Raw genomic sequence first — 13,236 nt, 5'->3', positions numbered from 1 at the left:
GCTATTTAAGGTGCCCTTAAGGTTGCTCGATAAAGCTGGGCGGATGAAAAACGAGGAGGTCGTTATGAAATCCGCCAAAATCTATTATTACGTTGCTCTGTTGTTGGTTTGCTGTGTGTCCTGGGCGCAAGCTGAGGACTTTCTGCCGCCGGACCAGGCCTTTGCCAGCCAGGTTCAGTTCGATGACGAACAATCCCAGTTGCAGGCGCAATGGGATATTGCTCCGGGTTATTACCTCTATCGCAATAGAGTGCAGCTGAGCGTCAATGGCCAAAGCCAGCCAATTAGCTTTGTCACCTCATCGCAGCTTAAAGAGGATCCTTATTTCGGCCCCACCGAGGTTTTCCACGACCAGCTCACCATCACCTCGCCGATACCTGCTGGCACGGCCTCGCCTTATGACGTTGCGCTGGTTTATCAAGGCTGCGCAGAAGCCGGACTCTGTTATTCGCCCCAGACCAAGCGGCTGAGCTTTACGCCGACGAATGCGCCGGCAACTGTGGTCACCACCGAGCTCTCTGCTGCGGACAACAGTGCTGCGGTACGACCGGAAAACACCGCTAATGCCTCCGGTTTGGCGCAATGGATGGCCGATGCTAATCGTTTTTGGATGTTGGCAACCTTCTTCGTGCTGGGTCTGGGACTGACCTTTACACCCTGTGTATTGCCGATGATTCCGATTTTGGCTGGCATCATCGCCGGTCAGGGCGAAAGCCTCAGCGTCCGCAAAGGCGTCAGCCTGTCATTGGCCTATGTGCTGGGCATGGCAACGACCTACTCACTGGCCGGTATTCTGGTGGGTTTCTTTGGCGCCCGCCTGAATCTGCAAAGCGCTTTGCAAAACCCGATAGCGCTGTCGGTTTTTGCGGCCATCTTTGTGGCGCTGTCTTTGGCCATGTTCGGCTTTTACGAGTTGCAGGCCCCGGCCTTTATCCGCAATCGCCTGGGTCAGGTCGATACCGGTGGCGCCAAAGGCGGGCTAGCCCGCTATGGCAGTGTTGCCCTGATGGGGCTGATTTCCGCCTTGGTCGTTTCTCCTTGCGTGTCGGCGCCGCTGGCCGGTGCCTTGGTGTACATCAGCACCACCGGTGATGCCTGGCTCGGTGGTGGTGCGCTCTTTATGCTCAGCCTGGGTATGGGTGCGCCCTTGTTACTGGTTGGTGCCGGTGGGGGTCGTTTGTTGCCCAAAGCGGGCATGTGGATGATTGCGGTTAAGCAGTTCTTTGGCGTGGTGTTGCTGGGTATTGCCATCAGCCTGGTGTCGCGTTTTATTCCCGCGGCTTTGAGCCTGGCGCTGTGGGGACTGTTGATCCTGATCTACGCAGCGCAACTGGGCTTAGGCGGTGAACTGAATACTGGCTGGCAGAAGACTCGTCGTGGTATTGCCGCTGCCATGGGGCTCTATTCCGGCGCTTTGTTGATTGGCGCCCTCGCCGGCCATGGCGATCCGTTGCAGCCTCTGGCGGGTTTGAATAGTCCCGCGGTCGCCGGTCAAACCCAGACTGCAAAGGCGGAATTATTTGAGCGCACCGCCGATGTCGCCGCACTCAATCAACAATTGGCCGTTGCCCAGCGCGCTGGTCAGGTGGTGGTGTTGGATTTGTACGCTGACTGGTGCACGGCCTGCAAAGACATGGAGAAAAGCGTTTTTGCTCACGAAAGCGGCAATTACGATGGTCAGGTGCGTTTTCTGCAGCTCGACATAACCCGCAACAGCCCCGAACAGGTGGCCTTTCTCAATGATCACCACTTGTTTGGCCCGCCGGCTCTGCTTTACTTCAGCGCTGATGGGGAAGAAAACGATGCGTTGCGCACCCTGGGTGAAATTGATTTTCAGCAATGGCGCGCTCAGTTGAGTCAGTTAATGTCGAACGGCAGCCAACCTCTGTAATGGAAGATGCATGCGCCTACTGTTGATTGAAGATGACGCCGATCTGCGTGACGGCGTCCGCACTGCCTTAAAATCGGAAGGTTACACGCTCGACTGCCTCGGTGATGGACGTCAGGCGTTACATGCGCTGCGTCATGAGGTCTTCGATCTGGTGTTGTTGGACCTGGGTTTGCCCGGCCTGGATGGTCTTACGGTGTTAAAGACGCTGCGCTCAGAAAGCCAACAAACACCGGTGCTGATCCTCACCGCCCGCGATGCGGTAACCGACCGCATTGCCGGGCTCGACAGTGGCGCCGATGATTATCTGGTTAAACCCTTCGATATCACCGAACTGAAAGCCCGCATCCGTGCTCTGCTGCGACGCAGCGCCGGTCGGGCCGACAGCAGTCTGACCGTTGGCGAGCTGCGCATCGAACCGCAAAGCCAGACGGTCTACTTTCAGGACCAAGCCGTTTCCCTGACTCGCCGTGAATTTGCGCTGTTGCATGAATTGGCGAATCAGCCCGGCCATGTCTTTACCCGCGACCATCTGCAGCAACTGCTTTATGGCTGGGATGACGATGTCGAGAGCAACGCACTGGAGGTTCATGTGCATCATCTGCGCAAGAAGCTGTTCCCGGCCTTGATTCGCACCTTGCGCGGTGTGGGTTATGCCCTGGATAAGGACGCCCGCTCGTGATTCCCAACGCCATCCGCACCCGAACCCTCGGTGCTGCGCTGTTGTTGCTGGTTGTCGTCAGTTCGCTGATCGCCTGGAACAGCTTTAACGATGCGGCGCACGAAGTTGAAGAACTCTATGACGCCCATCTGGCGCAACAGGCGCGATTGCTGGGCAATCTGGTATCGGGGCTGAATCGAACCTCGCTCAGTCAGCTCGAGAAACTGCGCCTGCTGAGCACCCTGGAGACGCTCAGCGCGCAAGCCGACCCGCGTCAGGGACATCCTTACGAGAGCAAGGTGGTGTTTCAGGTCTGGTTGGATCAGCAGTTGATTCTGCGTTCGGTCAATGCACCGTCGGAACGGCTGACCGATCTCACCGGCGGCTACGGTGAAGAACAGGTTGAAGGCCAGCGCTGGCGTGTTTTTGTGTTGCCCGATACCCAGAGTGAAGAACGCATCATCATCGCTGAGCGACAGGATGTCCGGGGTGAACTGGTGGAAAACATCGCCTGGCGCAGCCTGATTCCCGAGTTGATTGGCCTGCCCCTGCTGGGCCTGTTGCTGTGGTGGGCTATCGGCTTTGGTCTGCGCCCCTTGGCGCAACTGGCTGAGCAAATTCGACAGCGTGACCGTCGTTCACTGGAGCCGCTGGCGCAACGACACCTGCCGGCCGAGCTGGAACTGATTCAGGACGCCATTAATCATCTTCTGCTGCAGTTAAAACAGCGTCTGGAGCGCGAACAGCGGTTTATCGCTGATGCCGCCCACGAACTGCGTACGCCCTTATCTGTCCTCAGTCTGCACACCCAGAACGCGCTCGGCAGCCTGGACGAAACGGATCGGCAAAACGCTCTTCAAGCGCTGCATACCGGCATAGACCGCACCACGCGCATTGTGTCTCAACTGCTGACACTGGCGCGCCTGGATCCGGATGACAGTCCGCCGAGGCAGTTTATTGATCCTTTAGCGGTCAGTCGCCAGGTGCTGGCCGACCTGGCGCCGCTGGCTTGGCGTGATGACGTTGAGCTACTTTTGGTCAACGACGAGGCGGACGCTCCCTGGCAGCTCTCCGTTGAAGCCGGCGGCCTGGAAATACTGCTGCAAAACCTGATCAGCAATGCCATTTCCCATGCAGCAGCGGGATTGCGCATTGAGATTCAGTGGCGTGCACTGGGCAATGGACTCGAATTGAGCGTTCAGGACCATGGCCCTGGCGTGAGTGAAGCTGAGAAGCCACAACTGATGGAGCGTTTCTATCGAACAGGTAGCACGGCCGGTGCGGGTCTGGGGTTATCGATTGTGGCGCGGATTGTTGAACGGCATCAGGCTGTGGTGCAGCTGGACGATACTCCCGGCGGGGGCTTAATCGTCCGTATTCTCTGGCCACAACGTCGGGTAGTCGCGCACTAAACGGCCATAGTCGCCATTGTCTTTCAAACGCGCCAGACCGGTGTTGAACTGTTCGATAATGGCTTCGCCGGCTGGAGTTTTGGCGGCAATCAGATAATGACGGCTGCGCTGTACCGGCGTTTTCGCCAGATGGAAAGCGTCGGGATTTAATTGGTTTACCTGCGCCTGTACTTCCCACTGCAGGTTATTGCTGAGCAGAAAATCGACTCTTCCGGCCAGTAACATGCGAAAACAGGAGGTGTACTGAGGCGCATCGACGACCTGAATAATCCCCGCCGCTATGCCGTCGCGAATCACAGCAGGCAGTCCCCAGCCCTGAGCACGGCACAAAGCCATGCCCCGTAACGACTCCACTGATTGGTAATCCAAGGGTTGAGACGCCCGGCTGATAATGACGGTATCCACGTTCATAAACGGATCGGAAAACTGCATTTCAGCTTCGCGCTGGTCGGTATGAACGTAAGGAAAGGTGGCGTCAAAGTCGCCATTGAGCGTGGCCCGATAACCACGCAGCCAGGGCTGAAAACGAATATCGACGGTCTCACCCGTGGCGGCAAAGGCGGCCTGAACCAGCCGGGAGCTGAGTCCACCGTCGGGAAGGCTTTGGTCGGTAAAGGGTGGATAGTCATTACCGGTTACCAGCCGGACTTCCGCCCGGGCTGCGACGGTAAGGGCCATCACCAGGATGGCCACAAGCGCGGTTTTTAACGTCAAGGTGTTACTCACTGCAGAGCAGAAACTCCAACAAGGCTTTTTGCGCGTGCAGACGATTGCCCGCCTGCTCCCAGACGACAGAACGTGGATCATCCAGCATATCCAGGCTGACTTCTTCGCCACGGTGGGCCGGCAGACAGTGCAGGAAGATCGCCGCCGGATCGGCTTTATCCATCAAGGCGGGGGATACCTGGAAACCCTCGAAAGCTTTAAAACGCGCTTGCGCTTCTTCTTCCTGGCCCATGCTGGCCCAGACATCGGTAGTGATCAGATGCGCGCCTTCCACCGCTTCGGCCGGATCGCGCAGGATACGCACCCGATCACCGGCTTCGTCGAGCAGCGACTGCATCGGCTCATAACCTTCCGGGCAGGCGACGTTCAGTTGGAAGTCATATTGGCGGGCGGCATTGATATAGGAGTTGCACATGTTGTTGCCATCGCCGATCCAGGTAACTGTCTTACCCTGAATCGGGCCGCGGACCTCATGATAGGCCTGCATGTCGGCCAGCAGCTGACAGGGATGGTAGTCATCGGTCAGCGCATTGATGACCGGAACCGAGGAATAGTCAGCAAAGGTGGTGACCTTGTCGTGCTCGAACGTCCGGATCATCACCGCATCGACCATTTGTGACAGCACTCTGGCGCTGTCTTCGATCGGCTCACCACGTCCTAATTGAGTGTCGCGTGGCGACAGGAATATAGCGCCACCGCCGAGTTGAATCATGCCCGCTTCGAAGGAAACCCGGGTTCGGGTCGAGGATTTCTCAAAGACCATACCCAGCACGCGGTTTTTCAGCGGTTCATAGCGCGTTCCGCGCTTGAACATACCTTTCAGTTCGATGGCGCGTTCGACCAGATGCCGAAGCTCGTCCGTGCTCAGGTCGTTTAAGGTAAGAAAATGCCGGACCGACATGCTGTTTTGCCTCTCACTTATCGTTATGGGTCACGGCCGCTGATGCGGCCCGGAGCGGGAAAACCGTCCATGATACTTAAGCAGCCGAACAGCAGCAATGCACCCTTGCTTCTCTGCAATTCAGTGTTGCCATCGCATCCATTGAAAAGACGCTGCCCATCCCCATCTGCACGAAGACGGAATTGGCGTACAATAAACGCCATACATTCCACTTCTCATTTCACTATGGACGCAGCAAGATGAGCGACGAGACCCTCAATACCATTAAAGACCAAATCGCCAGCAACCCCGTGCTGCTGTACATGAAAGGCAATCCCAATCAGCCCATGTGCGGCTTTTCCGCGCAAACCGTGCAGGCGGTAATGAACTGCGGTAAGCGCTTTGCTTACGTCGATATTCTGTCTAATCCGGATATCCGCGAAAAACTGAAAGAATACGCCAACTGGCCAACCTTCCCGCAGCTGTGGGTTCAGGGCGAGTTGATTGGTGGCTGCGATATCGTCACTGAAATGGCCGGCAACGGTGAGTTGCAACAGTTGATCAATGAAGCTGTGCCGGAAGACGAAACCAACTGAGCCAACGGGCCCGGTGTTATACCGGGCCAACTCCCCCTCCCTGCCATGACTCAATTCCCCGACCTCACCGACGACGAACTGCTGCGCTACAGCCGTCATATTCTGCTGCCCCAAGTGGATATCGCCGGTCAGCAGCGACTTCGCAATGCTACTGTTTTGGTGGTGGGTGCTGGCGGTTTGGGCAGTCCTATTTTGCTGTATCTGGCTGCAGCCGGCATCGGTGAGCTGCGCATCGCCGATGGCGACAGCGTCGACGAAACCAATTTGCAGCGCCAGATCGTGCATACGTCTGACCGCGTCGGCCAGGCTAAGACACACAGCGCCGCTGAGACCTTGCGCCGCTTAAACCCGCACTGTCGCTTGGTGGAAATTGACCAGTCGCTCGATAAAGACGGCCTGCGTCAGTGGGCGCAAGGTTGTGATCTGGTGGTGATCGGCACCGACAGTTTCGCCAGTCGTTATGACGCTAATGAGGTTTGCATCGAGCTGGGATTACCGTTGGTCAGTGGTGCTGCCCTGGGTATGAGCGGCCAGGCCACGAGCTTCGATGTTCGCCGCACCGACAGTCCCTGTTTTCGCTGTCTCTATCCGGATGGTCAGGATGGAGAGCTGAGTTGTTCAACCTCGGGCGTACTGGGGCCCTTGGTGGGGTTGATCGGCTCCATTCAAGCCACCGAAGCGCTCAAGCTGTTAGCCGGTTTTGGTGAGCCGCTGGTCGGCCAACTGCTGACCGTTGATGCGCTTGACCTCAGCGTTCAGCGCTTCCAGTTCAAACGCAATCCCGCCTGCCCGGCTTGCTCCAACCGCTTGACCTAAAACAACTTCACTGGCGTACTAAAGCCATCCATATCGCCGCTGGGAGCCCCTTCATGAGCACGCAACACAGTGATGGCAGCAGCCTCAGCAACCACTTCATCATCGCCATGCCGGATATGTCCGATCCCTGGTTCAGCGGCACCGTTTCTTACCTGTTTCAGCACGATGGCGATGGCTGCATGGGCTTGGTCATCAACCGCTTAACGTCGATGAAACTGGGTGATGTGTTCGACTCCCTCGATATCGAATGCGACGACCCGGAGCTGTGCGACACCCATGTCTACTCAGGCGGCCCGGTGATGCCGGAACACGGCTTTATCATCCACCACTCCAAGGAAGGCCCTTGGAGCAGCACGGTGAACAACGGCTATATCAGCATCACCACCAGTCCTGACATTCTCGAAGCCATCGCTCGAGGCGGCGGCCCCAGCGATTATCTGGTGTGTCTGGGCTGTTCCGGCTGGTCGCCGGGTCAGTTGGAAGGTGAACTGAAAGGCAATGCCTGGCTGACCGTGCCAGGTGATATGGGGCTGATTTTCGAGGAAGGCATCGAAACCCGCTATGACGCTGCGCTAAAACGGTTGGGCATCGACAAGATGTTTCTCAGCGACAGCGGCGGCCGCGCTTAACGGCCGACCGCCGCTGGATCGTCAAAGCTGCGCCAGACGCATCAGGTCGGCTGAAATTCTGTCGGTCGGCAACTCACTCTTGATCAACACCCGCGTTTTTCCTTCGGCGTCGAAGCCATAAACGGCTGAGCTGTGGGAGACATTGTAGAAGCCATTCTCATCGGGTTCGCCATAACCGTAAGTCGCGCGCATGCGCTTATTCAGATCCTCCAGCTGACGCTGGGTACCGGTCAGGCCGATAAACTGTGGGCCGAAGGCTGAGGTATAGTCACGCAGGCGTTGGGGTGTATCGCGCTGAGGGTCAACGCTGACGAACAACACCTGATAATCATCCTGTTCATCGGCCTGCAATCGATCGATGGCGCGCGACAGACTGGCCAGCGTCCCCGGGCAGATATCCGGGCAATTGGTAAAGCCAAAGAAGAGTAATGTTGGCTGGCCGATGTAATCCGACTCGTTGACCGCTTCACCGTCTTCGTTGATCAGATCGAATTCCAGGTCGGGCATGACCCCGGACAAATCGGTGCCTTCCCACTGGATTTTTTCGTCGCCACAGGCGCTCAGTAGCCCTAAAGCCGTAACTATCAGTGCGACGGACTTCCACAATGGCTGCATTTCATCGTTCTCCTTAAGTGGTTATCAGGCGGTGGCTGGTCGACTGGACGCATGCAACAGGCGTCGCAACACAATCAACATAGTCAACACGGCCATCATGCCGGGCGGAATCCAGGTCAGGATGCCGCCGAGCAACTGGTCGTTCATCGGGTCGATCGGCCAGGCGCGGCCGCAGACATCATAGACATCGAACAGTGGTTCGCGACTGGTCGCAATATAAGCCCCTAACCAGAGCTGGGGAATGGTGACGAACCAGATCAGCAAAATGCGTTTGCCAAAGCCGAGGGTGCGCGCTTGCTGAGGATGACGCGGATCGAGAATCAGCCACCAGAACAGTATGCCTTCCAGCCACATGCTCCAGTTCATCGCCAGATAGTACTGCTGATCCAACATGGCGCGGAAATGGATGCCTGGCTCAAGCCAGAAGAAAATCAGCCCAAAGAAGAGCACACCGGCGATCAGCGGATACTGGACGATGGCGTAACTCCAACGGATCGGCGCTGACTGCAATAGCCGGGTAAGCAGGTGTCGAGTGCGGCCTTTGGGTACGCCTGCGGCCAACACCCGCCACGGATTCGCCAGACACAACAGAATTGGCGCCAGATGGTGCAGCACCAGATGCTGACCACGATGAATAAAGAACATGAACTGGGCGTAATAATCGAAACGGGTATGCAAAACGGTATAGGCGAGCAGCAAACCAAACCAGAACAACAGCTGACGTCCAGGATGCTCACCCTGCCCGGCTTTTTTCAGCGCCTGAGCGCCTCGCACATAAAGTACGGCCGCGGTACCAAAGAACACCACGGCCAACCAGGACAATTCATAGGGAAGTACAAAGTTCAGGACGTCAGTAATCACAGTAACCGTTCCAGCGGGCTGAAGAGGCCACTCTAGCAGGCCCGCTGTTAAAAGATAAAACGTCTTTGCATCAGGCTCAGACGTTATCGCCCAATTTCAGTGCACGCAGACGCAATGCATTACTGATCACCGAGACTGACGACAGGCTCATCGCCGCCGCCGCCAACATGGGTGATAACAGCGCACCTACGAAAGGATACAAAATCCCCGCCGCCACCGGCACACCGAGGCTGTTGTAGACAAAGGCGAAGAACAGGTTCTGCTTGATGTTGCGCAACGTCGAACGGGCCAGCTTCCGCGCCCGCACCAGCCCGACCAGATCGCCCTTGATTAGGGTAATACCGGCGCTTTCGACGGCCACATCGGCGCCCGTGCCCATGGCAATACCGACGTCAGCGGTGGCCAGAGCCGGAGCATCGTTAATGCCATCGCCGGCCATGGCGACTTTGCGACCCTGAGCGCGCAGCTCTTCAATCAGTTGTTGTTTGCCTTCCGGGGTAACGCCGGCGCGAATCTCATCGATACCCAGTTCGCGCGCCACGGCCCGAGCGGTGGTTGCGTTATCGCCGGTCGCCATCACCAGGTGTACGCCCTGCTTCGCCAACTGTTGGATGGCATCAGCGGTGGTTGCTTTAATCGGATCGCGCACGGCCACCAGACCAGCCAGTTGCCCATCAACGGCGACGAACATGACCGTTTTGCCATGCTCACGCAGTGACTCCGCGGTTTGCTGCAACGGCGCCAGATCGACCTCGCGCTGCTCAAACAGTGCCGGATTGCCCAGCCACAGTTGGTGGCCTTCCATCTCACCGACCACGCCCTGGCCGGTGATCGATTCGAAATGGGTCACATCAACGGGTTCTACACCTTCGTCCCTGGCGCCGGCGACCAGAGCCTCCGCCAGCGGATGCTCGGAGCCACGTTCCAGACTGGCCACCCAGCGCAGTACTTGCCGGCGGTCCTGACCATCGATCAGTTCCGCATCGGTCAGTTTGGGGCGGCCTTCGGTCAGGGTGCCGGTTTTATCAACCACCAGGGTGTCGACCGCGGCAAAGCGTTCCAGAGCTTCGGCGTCTTTGATCAGCACGCCGGCCTGAGCGCCACGACCGGTGGCGGTCATGATCGACATGGGGGTCGCCAATCCCAGCGCACAGGGGCAGGCGATGATCAGTACCGAAACGGCAGCCACAATGGCGTAGACAAAACTGGGCTCAGGACCAAAGATCGACCAGACTACAAAGGCGATCAAGGCGACGGCGACGACCGTCGGTACAAACCAGGCCGCCACCCGATCGGCCAGCCCCTGAATAGGTGCACGGGAGCGCTGAGCCTTGGCGACCATCTCGACAATTTGCGACAGCACAGTGTCGTCACCGACACGCTCAGCCGTCATCACCAGACTGCCCTGCTTGTTAAAGGTGCCACCGGTCAGCGCATCGCCAACGGCTTTTTCAACCGGGACCGACTCACCGCTGATCATCGACTCATCAACCGATGACTGCCCTTCGGCGACGATGCCATCGACCGGAATCCGATCGCCGGGCCGCACCCGCAGTTTGTCGCCGCTGCGCACCTCATCCAAGGGGACTTCTTCGTCCTGACCATCGGCCTTGATCCGCAGCGCGGTCTTCGGTGCCAGATCCATCAGCGCTTTGATGGCTGAGCCAGTGCGCTCGCGCGCTCGCAACTCCAGCAACTGGCCTAGGAAGATCAAGGCCACGATCACCGCCGAGGCTTCAAAATAGACCGCGACCTGGCCGCCGTGCTGACGAAAACCGTCTGGGAAGGCGTCTGGTATCAGCGTTGCAACCAGGCTGTAGCCGTAAGCGGCGCCGACGCCGAGCATGATCAGCGTCCACATATTGGGGCTACGGTTAATGATCGAATTCCAACCGCGCACAAAGAATGGCTGCGCCGCCCAGAGCACCACGGGCGTGGCCAGTATCAGTTCTATCCAAATGGCCAGGCGCTCGCCCAGCCAGGCGCGGAATGGCAAACCGGCCATCGGGCCCATGGTCAGAATCAGTAATGGCACGGCCAGAGCGACGCTGACCCAAAAACGGCGGGTAAAATCGATCAATTCGGGATTCGGCCCGGTGTCGGCTGCGCCCGGGTTCATCGGCTCCAGTGCCATCCCGCATTTAGGACAGGTACCCGGCCCTTCCTGCACAATTTCCGGGTCCATCGGGCAGGTGTAGAGCGTGCCCTCAGGCATGGGTTCCGGTGCCGGCCGATCGCCGAGGAAGGCTTCAGGTTCGGCTTTAAAGCGCTCAGCGCAACCTTCTGAACAGAAGAAAAAGCGTTCGCCCTGATGGTGTTCAACGCCTGCGGCGCGGGCGCGTTCGACTGTCATGCCACAGACCGGGTCTGCAGCGGTCAGATAGTCTTCGGGATGCTTTTGAAAGCGGTCGCGACAGCCCGGGCCACAGAAACGATAGGTGGTGCCCTGGTGGTCGGCCTCAGGCTTGTCGGCGTGGGGATCGACCGTCATGCCGCAGACAGGATCGCGGGTCATAACGGAAGAATGGTCGTGATGGCAACTCATGGCGCCCTCCTCGATCAGGTTATCAGCTGTGACCGAGGCTAAACCTTGACGCAACTGGAAGGTCAAGCGCCAGTGATGGCCTCCCGATAATGACGTCGACACATGGATACATAACGCTCGTTGCCGCCAATCACCACCTGATCGCCTTCGGCAATAGCGCGGCCGTTTTCATCCAGGCGCGCCACCATACTGGCCTTGCGGCCGCAAAAGCAGACGGTTTTCAGTTCGGTGAGTTTGTCGGCGATGGCCAGCAAGCGTTCAGAACCCGAGAACAACTGGCTGCGAAAGTCGGTGCGAATGCCGTAACAGAGCACCGGTACGTCATCGTCATCGGCCAGGATCGCCAACTGATCCACCTGTTCATGGGTCAGAAACTGGGCTTCATCGACCAAAATACAGTCGGCCGGTCCGGCTTTATGGCGGTACCAGTCGAGCAGATCGGTATCTTCATCGAAGCAATCGGCGGGTTGTTCCAGTCCGATGCGCGAATGAATCACGCCCTGGCCATAGCGGTTGTCGATGCGGGCGGTCAGCAACAGCGCCTTCATACCGCGCTCGCGGTAGTTGTATTCCGACTGCAGCAAGGAGGTCGATTTACCGGCGTTCATCGCCGAATAGTAAAAATAGAGTTGAGCCATGGGCGGCATTTCCGCAAAGAGGTGATTAATAGCTTGCTGGTTTCAAAGCCGGCAGTGGTTCGCAATAATAGCCGCCACTGTCTGATTCGGGAAAGCCCTACCATGCGCATCATTTCGTTCAATATCAACGGCATACGTGCCCGCTTGCACCAACTCGAAGCCCTGCGTCAGCTGCAGGATCCCGATATTCTCTGCCTGCAAGAGATCAAAGTTCACGACGATATGTATCCGCATGAAGATGTGGAACAGGCCAGCGGTCTAAGCTCGCAGACCTGGGGTCAGAAAGGCCATTTCGGTGTAGCCACACTCAGCCGCACCGCCCCGCAAAGCGTCGAGCGCGGTTTTCCCGATGACGAAGACGATGCCCATCGGCGCATGTTGATCAGCCGCCATGCGCTCGCCGACGGCCGTACACTGACGGTGATGAACGGCTATTTCCCTCAGGGCGAAAGTATTCACCACGAAACTAAATGGCCGGCCAAGCGTCGCTTTTACGCCGACTTATTGGCTTGGTTGGAGAACAACCTTACCCCGGACGATCCGGTGATTATCCTCGGCGACTTCAATATTGCGCCAGTCGATGAAGACCTGGGTATCGGTGAGAAGAATGTGCAACGCTGGCTGCGCGAGGGCAAGTCCGCCTTCCAGCCTGAAGAACGCGCCTGGTTTGAGAAGCTGCGCGCCTGGGGACTGACCGACAGCTACCGCCACCTCTACCCGGATAACAATGAACGCTTCAGCTGGTTCGACTACCGCTCCAAAGGCTTTGAAGACACCCCGAAACGCGGCCTGCGTATTGATCATCTACTGGTCAGCGCTCCCCTGGTTCCATTAATTCGCGGTGCCGGCATCGATTACGACATTCGCGGCATGGAGCGGCCCTCCGACCATGCCCCGGCCTGGCTGGATCTGGATTTGAAACTCGCATAATGTCTACCGCGTAGACATTACCATTCAAGGCGATGCGCT

The 13,236-nt window shown here is 57.8% G+C and carries 13 protein-coding genes; 7 read left to right on the top strand and 6 right to left on the bottom strand.

What is annotated here, in order from left to right:
- The first annotated feature begins 64 nt into the window (after positions 1–64).
- Genes dsbD through ABMA60_RS07675 form a run of 3 tightly spaced genes read left to right on the top strand, consistent with a single transcriptional unit; the run spans position 65 to position 3,961 of the window.
- Positions 65–1,891 carry a protein-disulfide reductase DsbD gene (gene dsbD / locus ABMA60_RS07685; RefSeq protein ID WP_392801089.1) on the top strand — a complete coding sequence of 609 codons (1,827 nt, stop codon included), beginning with the start codon at positions 65–67 and terminating at the stop codon, positions 1,889–1,891.
- Between the two features lie 10 nt (positions 1,892–1,901).
- The gene (locus ABMA60_RS07680; protein WP_392801086.1) at positions 1,902–2,570 is read left to right on the top strand and encodes a response regulator; all 669 of its coding nucleotides are present in this window, start codon (positions 1,902–1,904) and stop codon (positions 2,568–2,570) included.
- Positions 2,567–3,961 carry an ATP-binding protein gene (locus ABMA60_RS07675; RefSeq protein ID WP_392801083.1) on the top strand — a complete coding sequence of 465 codons (1,395 nt, stop codon included), beginning with the start codon at positions 2,567–2,569 and terminating at the stop codon, positions 3,959–3,961. Before ABMA60_RS07680 ends, ABMA60_RS07675 begins: the two co-directional genes overlap by 4 nt.
- On the opposite strand, the gene ABMA60_RS07670 is transcribed toward ABMA60_RS07675, so the two are convergent.
- Together ABMA60_RS07670 and argF are read right to left on the bottom strand one after the other, a co-directional pair.
- The gene (locus ABMA60_RS07670; RefSeq protein WP_392801080.1) at positions 3,914–4,687 is read right to left on the bottom strand and encodes a substrate-binding periplasmic protein; all 774 of its coding nucleotides are present in this window, start codon (positions 4,685–4,687) and stop codon (positions 3,914–3,916) included. The two genes, ABMA60_RS07675 and ABMA60_RS07670, sit on opposite strands and share 48 nt — an antisense overlap.
- On the bottom strand, positions 4,680–5,588 hold the full coding sequence (gene argF / locus ABMA60_RS07665; protein WP_392801077.1) for an ornithine carbamoyltransferase: 909 nt from the start codon (positions 5,586–5,588) through the stop codon (positions 4,680–4,682). Before argF ends, ABMA60_RS07670 begins: the two co-directional genes overlap by 8 nt.
- Positions 5,589–5,827: 239 nt before the next feature.
- Between argF and grxD the strand changes: the two genes are divergently transcribed.
- The 3 genes from grxD to ABMA60_RS07650 are packed head-to-tail and all read left to right on the top strand — an operon-like array spanning position 5,828 to position 7,608.
- Positions 5,828–6,163, top strand: a complete 336-nt coding sequence (gene grxD / locus ABMA60_RS07660; RefSeq protein ID WP_392801074.1) for a Grx4 family monothiol glutaredoxin — start codon at positions 5,828–5,830, stop codon at positions 6,161–6,163.
- A 45-nt stretch (positions 6,164–6,208) separates the two neighbouring features.
- Positions 6,209–6,979 carry a HesA/MoeB/ThiF family protein gene (locus ABMA60_RS07655; protein ID WP_392801071.1) on the top strand — a complete coding sequence of 257 codons (771 nt, stop codon included), beginning with the start codon at positions 6,209–6,211 and terminating at the stop codon, positions 6,977–6,979.
- Positions 6,980–7,032: 53 nt separating this feature from the next.
- Positions 7,033–7,608, top strand: coding sequence for a YqgE/AlgH family protein (locus tag ABMA60_RS07650; protein ID WP_392801068.1), 576 nt, complete (start codon positions 7,033–7,035; stop codon positions 7,606–7,608).
- 21 nt (positions 7,609–7,629) lie between these two features.
- Here the strand turns inward: ABMA60_RS07650 and ABMA60_RS07645 are convergent, their stop codons facing one another.
- The 4 genes from ABMA60_RS07645 to ABMA60_RS07630 form a co-directional block, all read right to left on the bottom strand.
- Complete coding sequence (locus ABMA60_RS07645) at positions 7,630–8,223, bottom strand: SCO family protein (RefSeq protein WP_392801065.1); 594 nt, start codon at positions 8,221–8,223, stop codon at positions 7,630–7,632.
- A gap of 24 nt (positions 8,224–8,247) precedes the next feature.
- Complete coding sequence (locus ABMA60_RS07640; RefSeq protein WP_392801062.1) at positions 8,248–9,084, bottom strand: cytochrome c oxidase assembly protein; 837 nt, start codon at positions 9,082–9,084, stop codon at positions 8,248–8,250.
- Positions 9,085–9,160: 76 nt separating this feature from the next.
- Positions 9,161–11,629, bottom strand: coding sequence for a heavy metal translocating P-type ATPase (locus ABMA60_RS07635; protein WP_392801059.1), 2,469 nt, complete (start codon positions 11,627–11,629; stop codon positions 9,161–9,163).
- Positions 11,630–11,691: 62 nt separating this feature from the next.
- Entirely contained in the window at positions 11,692–12,267 is a 576-nt protein-coding gene (locus ABMA60_RS07630; RefSeq protein WP_392801056.1) for a thymidine kinase, read from the bottom strand.
- Positions 12,268–12,369: 102 nt separating this feature from the next.
- Between ABMA60_RS07630 and xthA the strand changes: the two genes are divergently transcribed.
- The gene (gene xthA, locus ABMA60_RS07625) at positions 12,370–13,197 is read left to right on the top strand and encodes an exodeoxyribonuclease III (RefSeq protein WP_392801053.1); all 828 of its coding nucleotides are present in this window, start codon (positions 12,370–12,372) and stop codon (positions 13,195–13,197) included.
- Positions 13,198–13,236: the final 39 nt, after the last annotated feature.

Origin of the sequence: Saccharospirillum sp. HFRX-2 (assembly GCF_043196805.1) — a bacterium.
GTDB lineage: Bacteria > Pseudomonadota > Gammaproteobacteria > Pseudomonadales > Natronospirillaceae > Saccharospirillum.
The sequence above is the reverse complement of the archived record's forward strand: the minus strand, read 5'-3'. Positions and strand labels throughout refer to the sequence as shown.

Coding starts and splice junctions, on each gene's coding strand:
- argF (WP_392801077.1), bottom strand. CDS start 5,588: ATGTCGGTCCGGCATTTTCTTACCTTAAACGACCTGAGCACGGACGAG.
- ABMA60_RS07645 (WP_392801065.1), bottom strand. CDS start 8,223: ATGCAGCCATTGTGGAAGTCCGTCGCACTGATAGTTACGGCTTTAGGG.
- grxD (WP_392801074.1), top strand. CDS start 5,828: ATGAGCGACGAGACCCTCAATACCATTAAAGACCAAATCGCCAGCAAC.
- ABMA60_RS07650 (WP_392801068.1), top strand. CDS start 7,033: ATGAGCACGCAACACAGTGATGGCAGCAGCCTCAGCAACCACTTCATC.
- ABMA60_RS07630 (WP_392801056.1), bottom strand. CDS start 12,267: ATGGCTCAACTCTATTTTTACTATTCGGCGATGAACGCCGGTAAATCG.
- ABMA60_RS07635 (WP_392801059.1), bottom strand. CDS start 11,629: ATGAGTTGCCATCACGACCATTCTTCCGTTATGACCCGCGATCCTGTC.
- xthA (WP_392801053.1), top strand. CDS start 12,370: ATGCGCATCATTTCGTTCAATATCAACGGCATACGTGCCCGCTTGCAC.
- dsbD (WP_392801089.1), top strand. CDS start 65: ATGAAATCCGCCAAAATCTATTATTACGTTGCTCTGTTGTTGGTTTGC.
- ABMA60_RS07655 (WP_392801071.1), top strand. CDS start 6,209: ATGACTCAATTCCCCGACCTCACCGACGACGAACTGCTGCGCTACAGC.
- ABMA60_RS07680 (WP_392801086.1), top strand. CDS start 1,902: ATGCGCCTACTGTTGATTGAAGATGACGCCGATCTGCGTGACGGCGTC.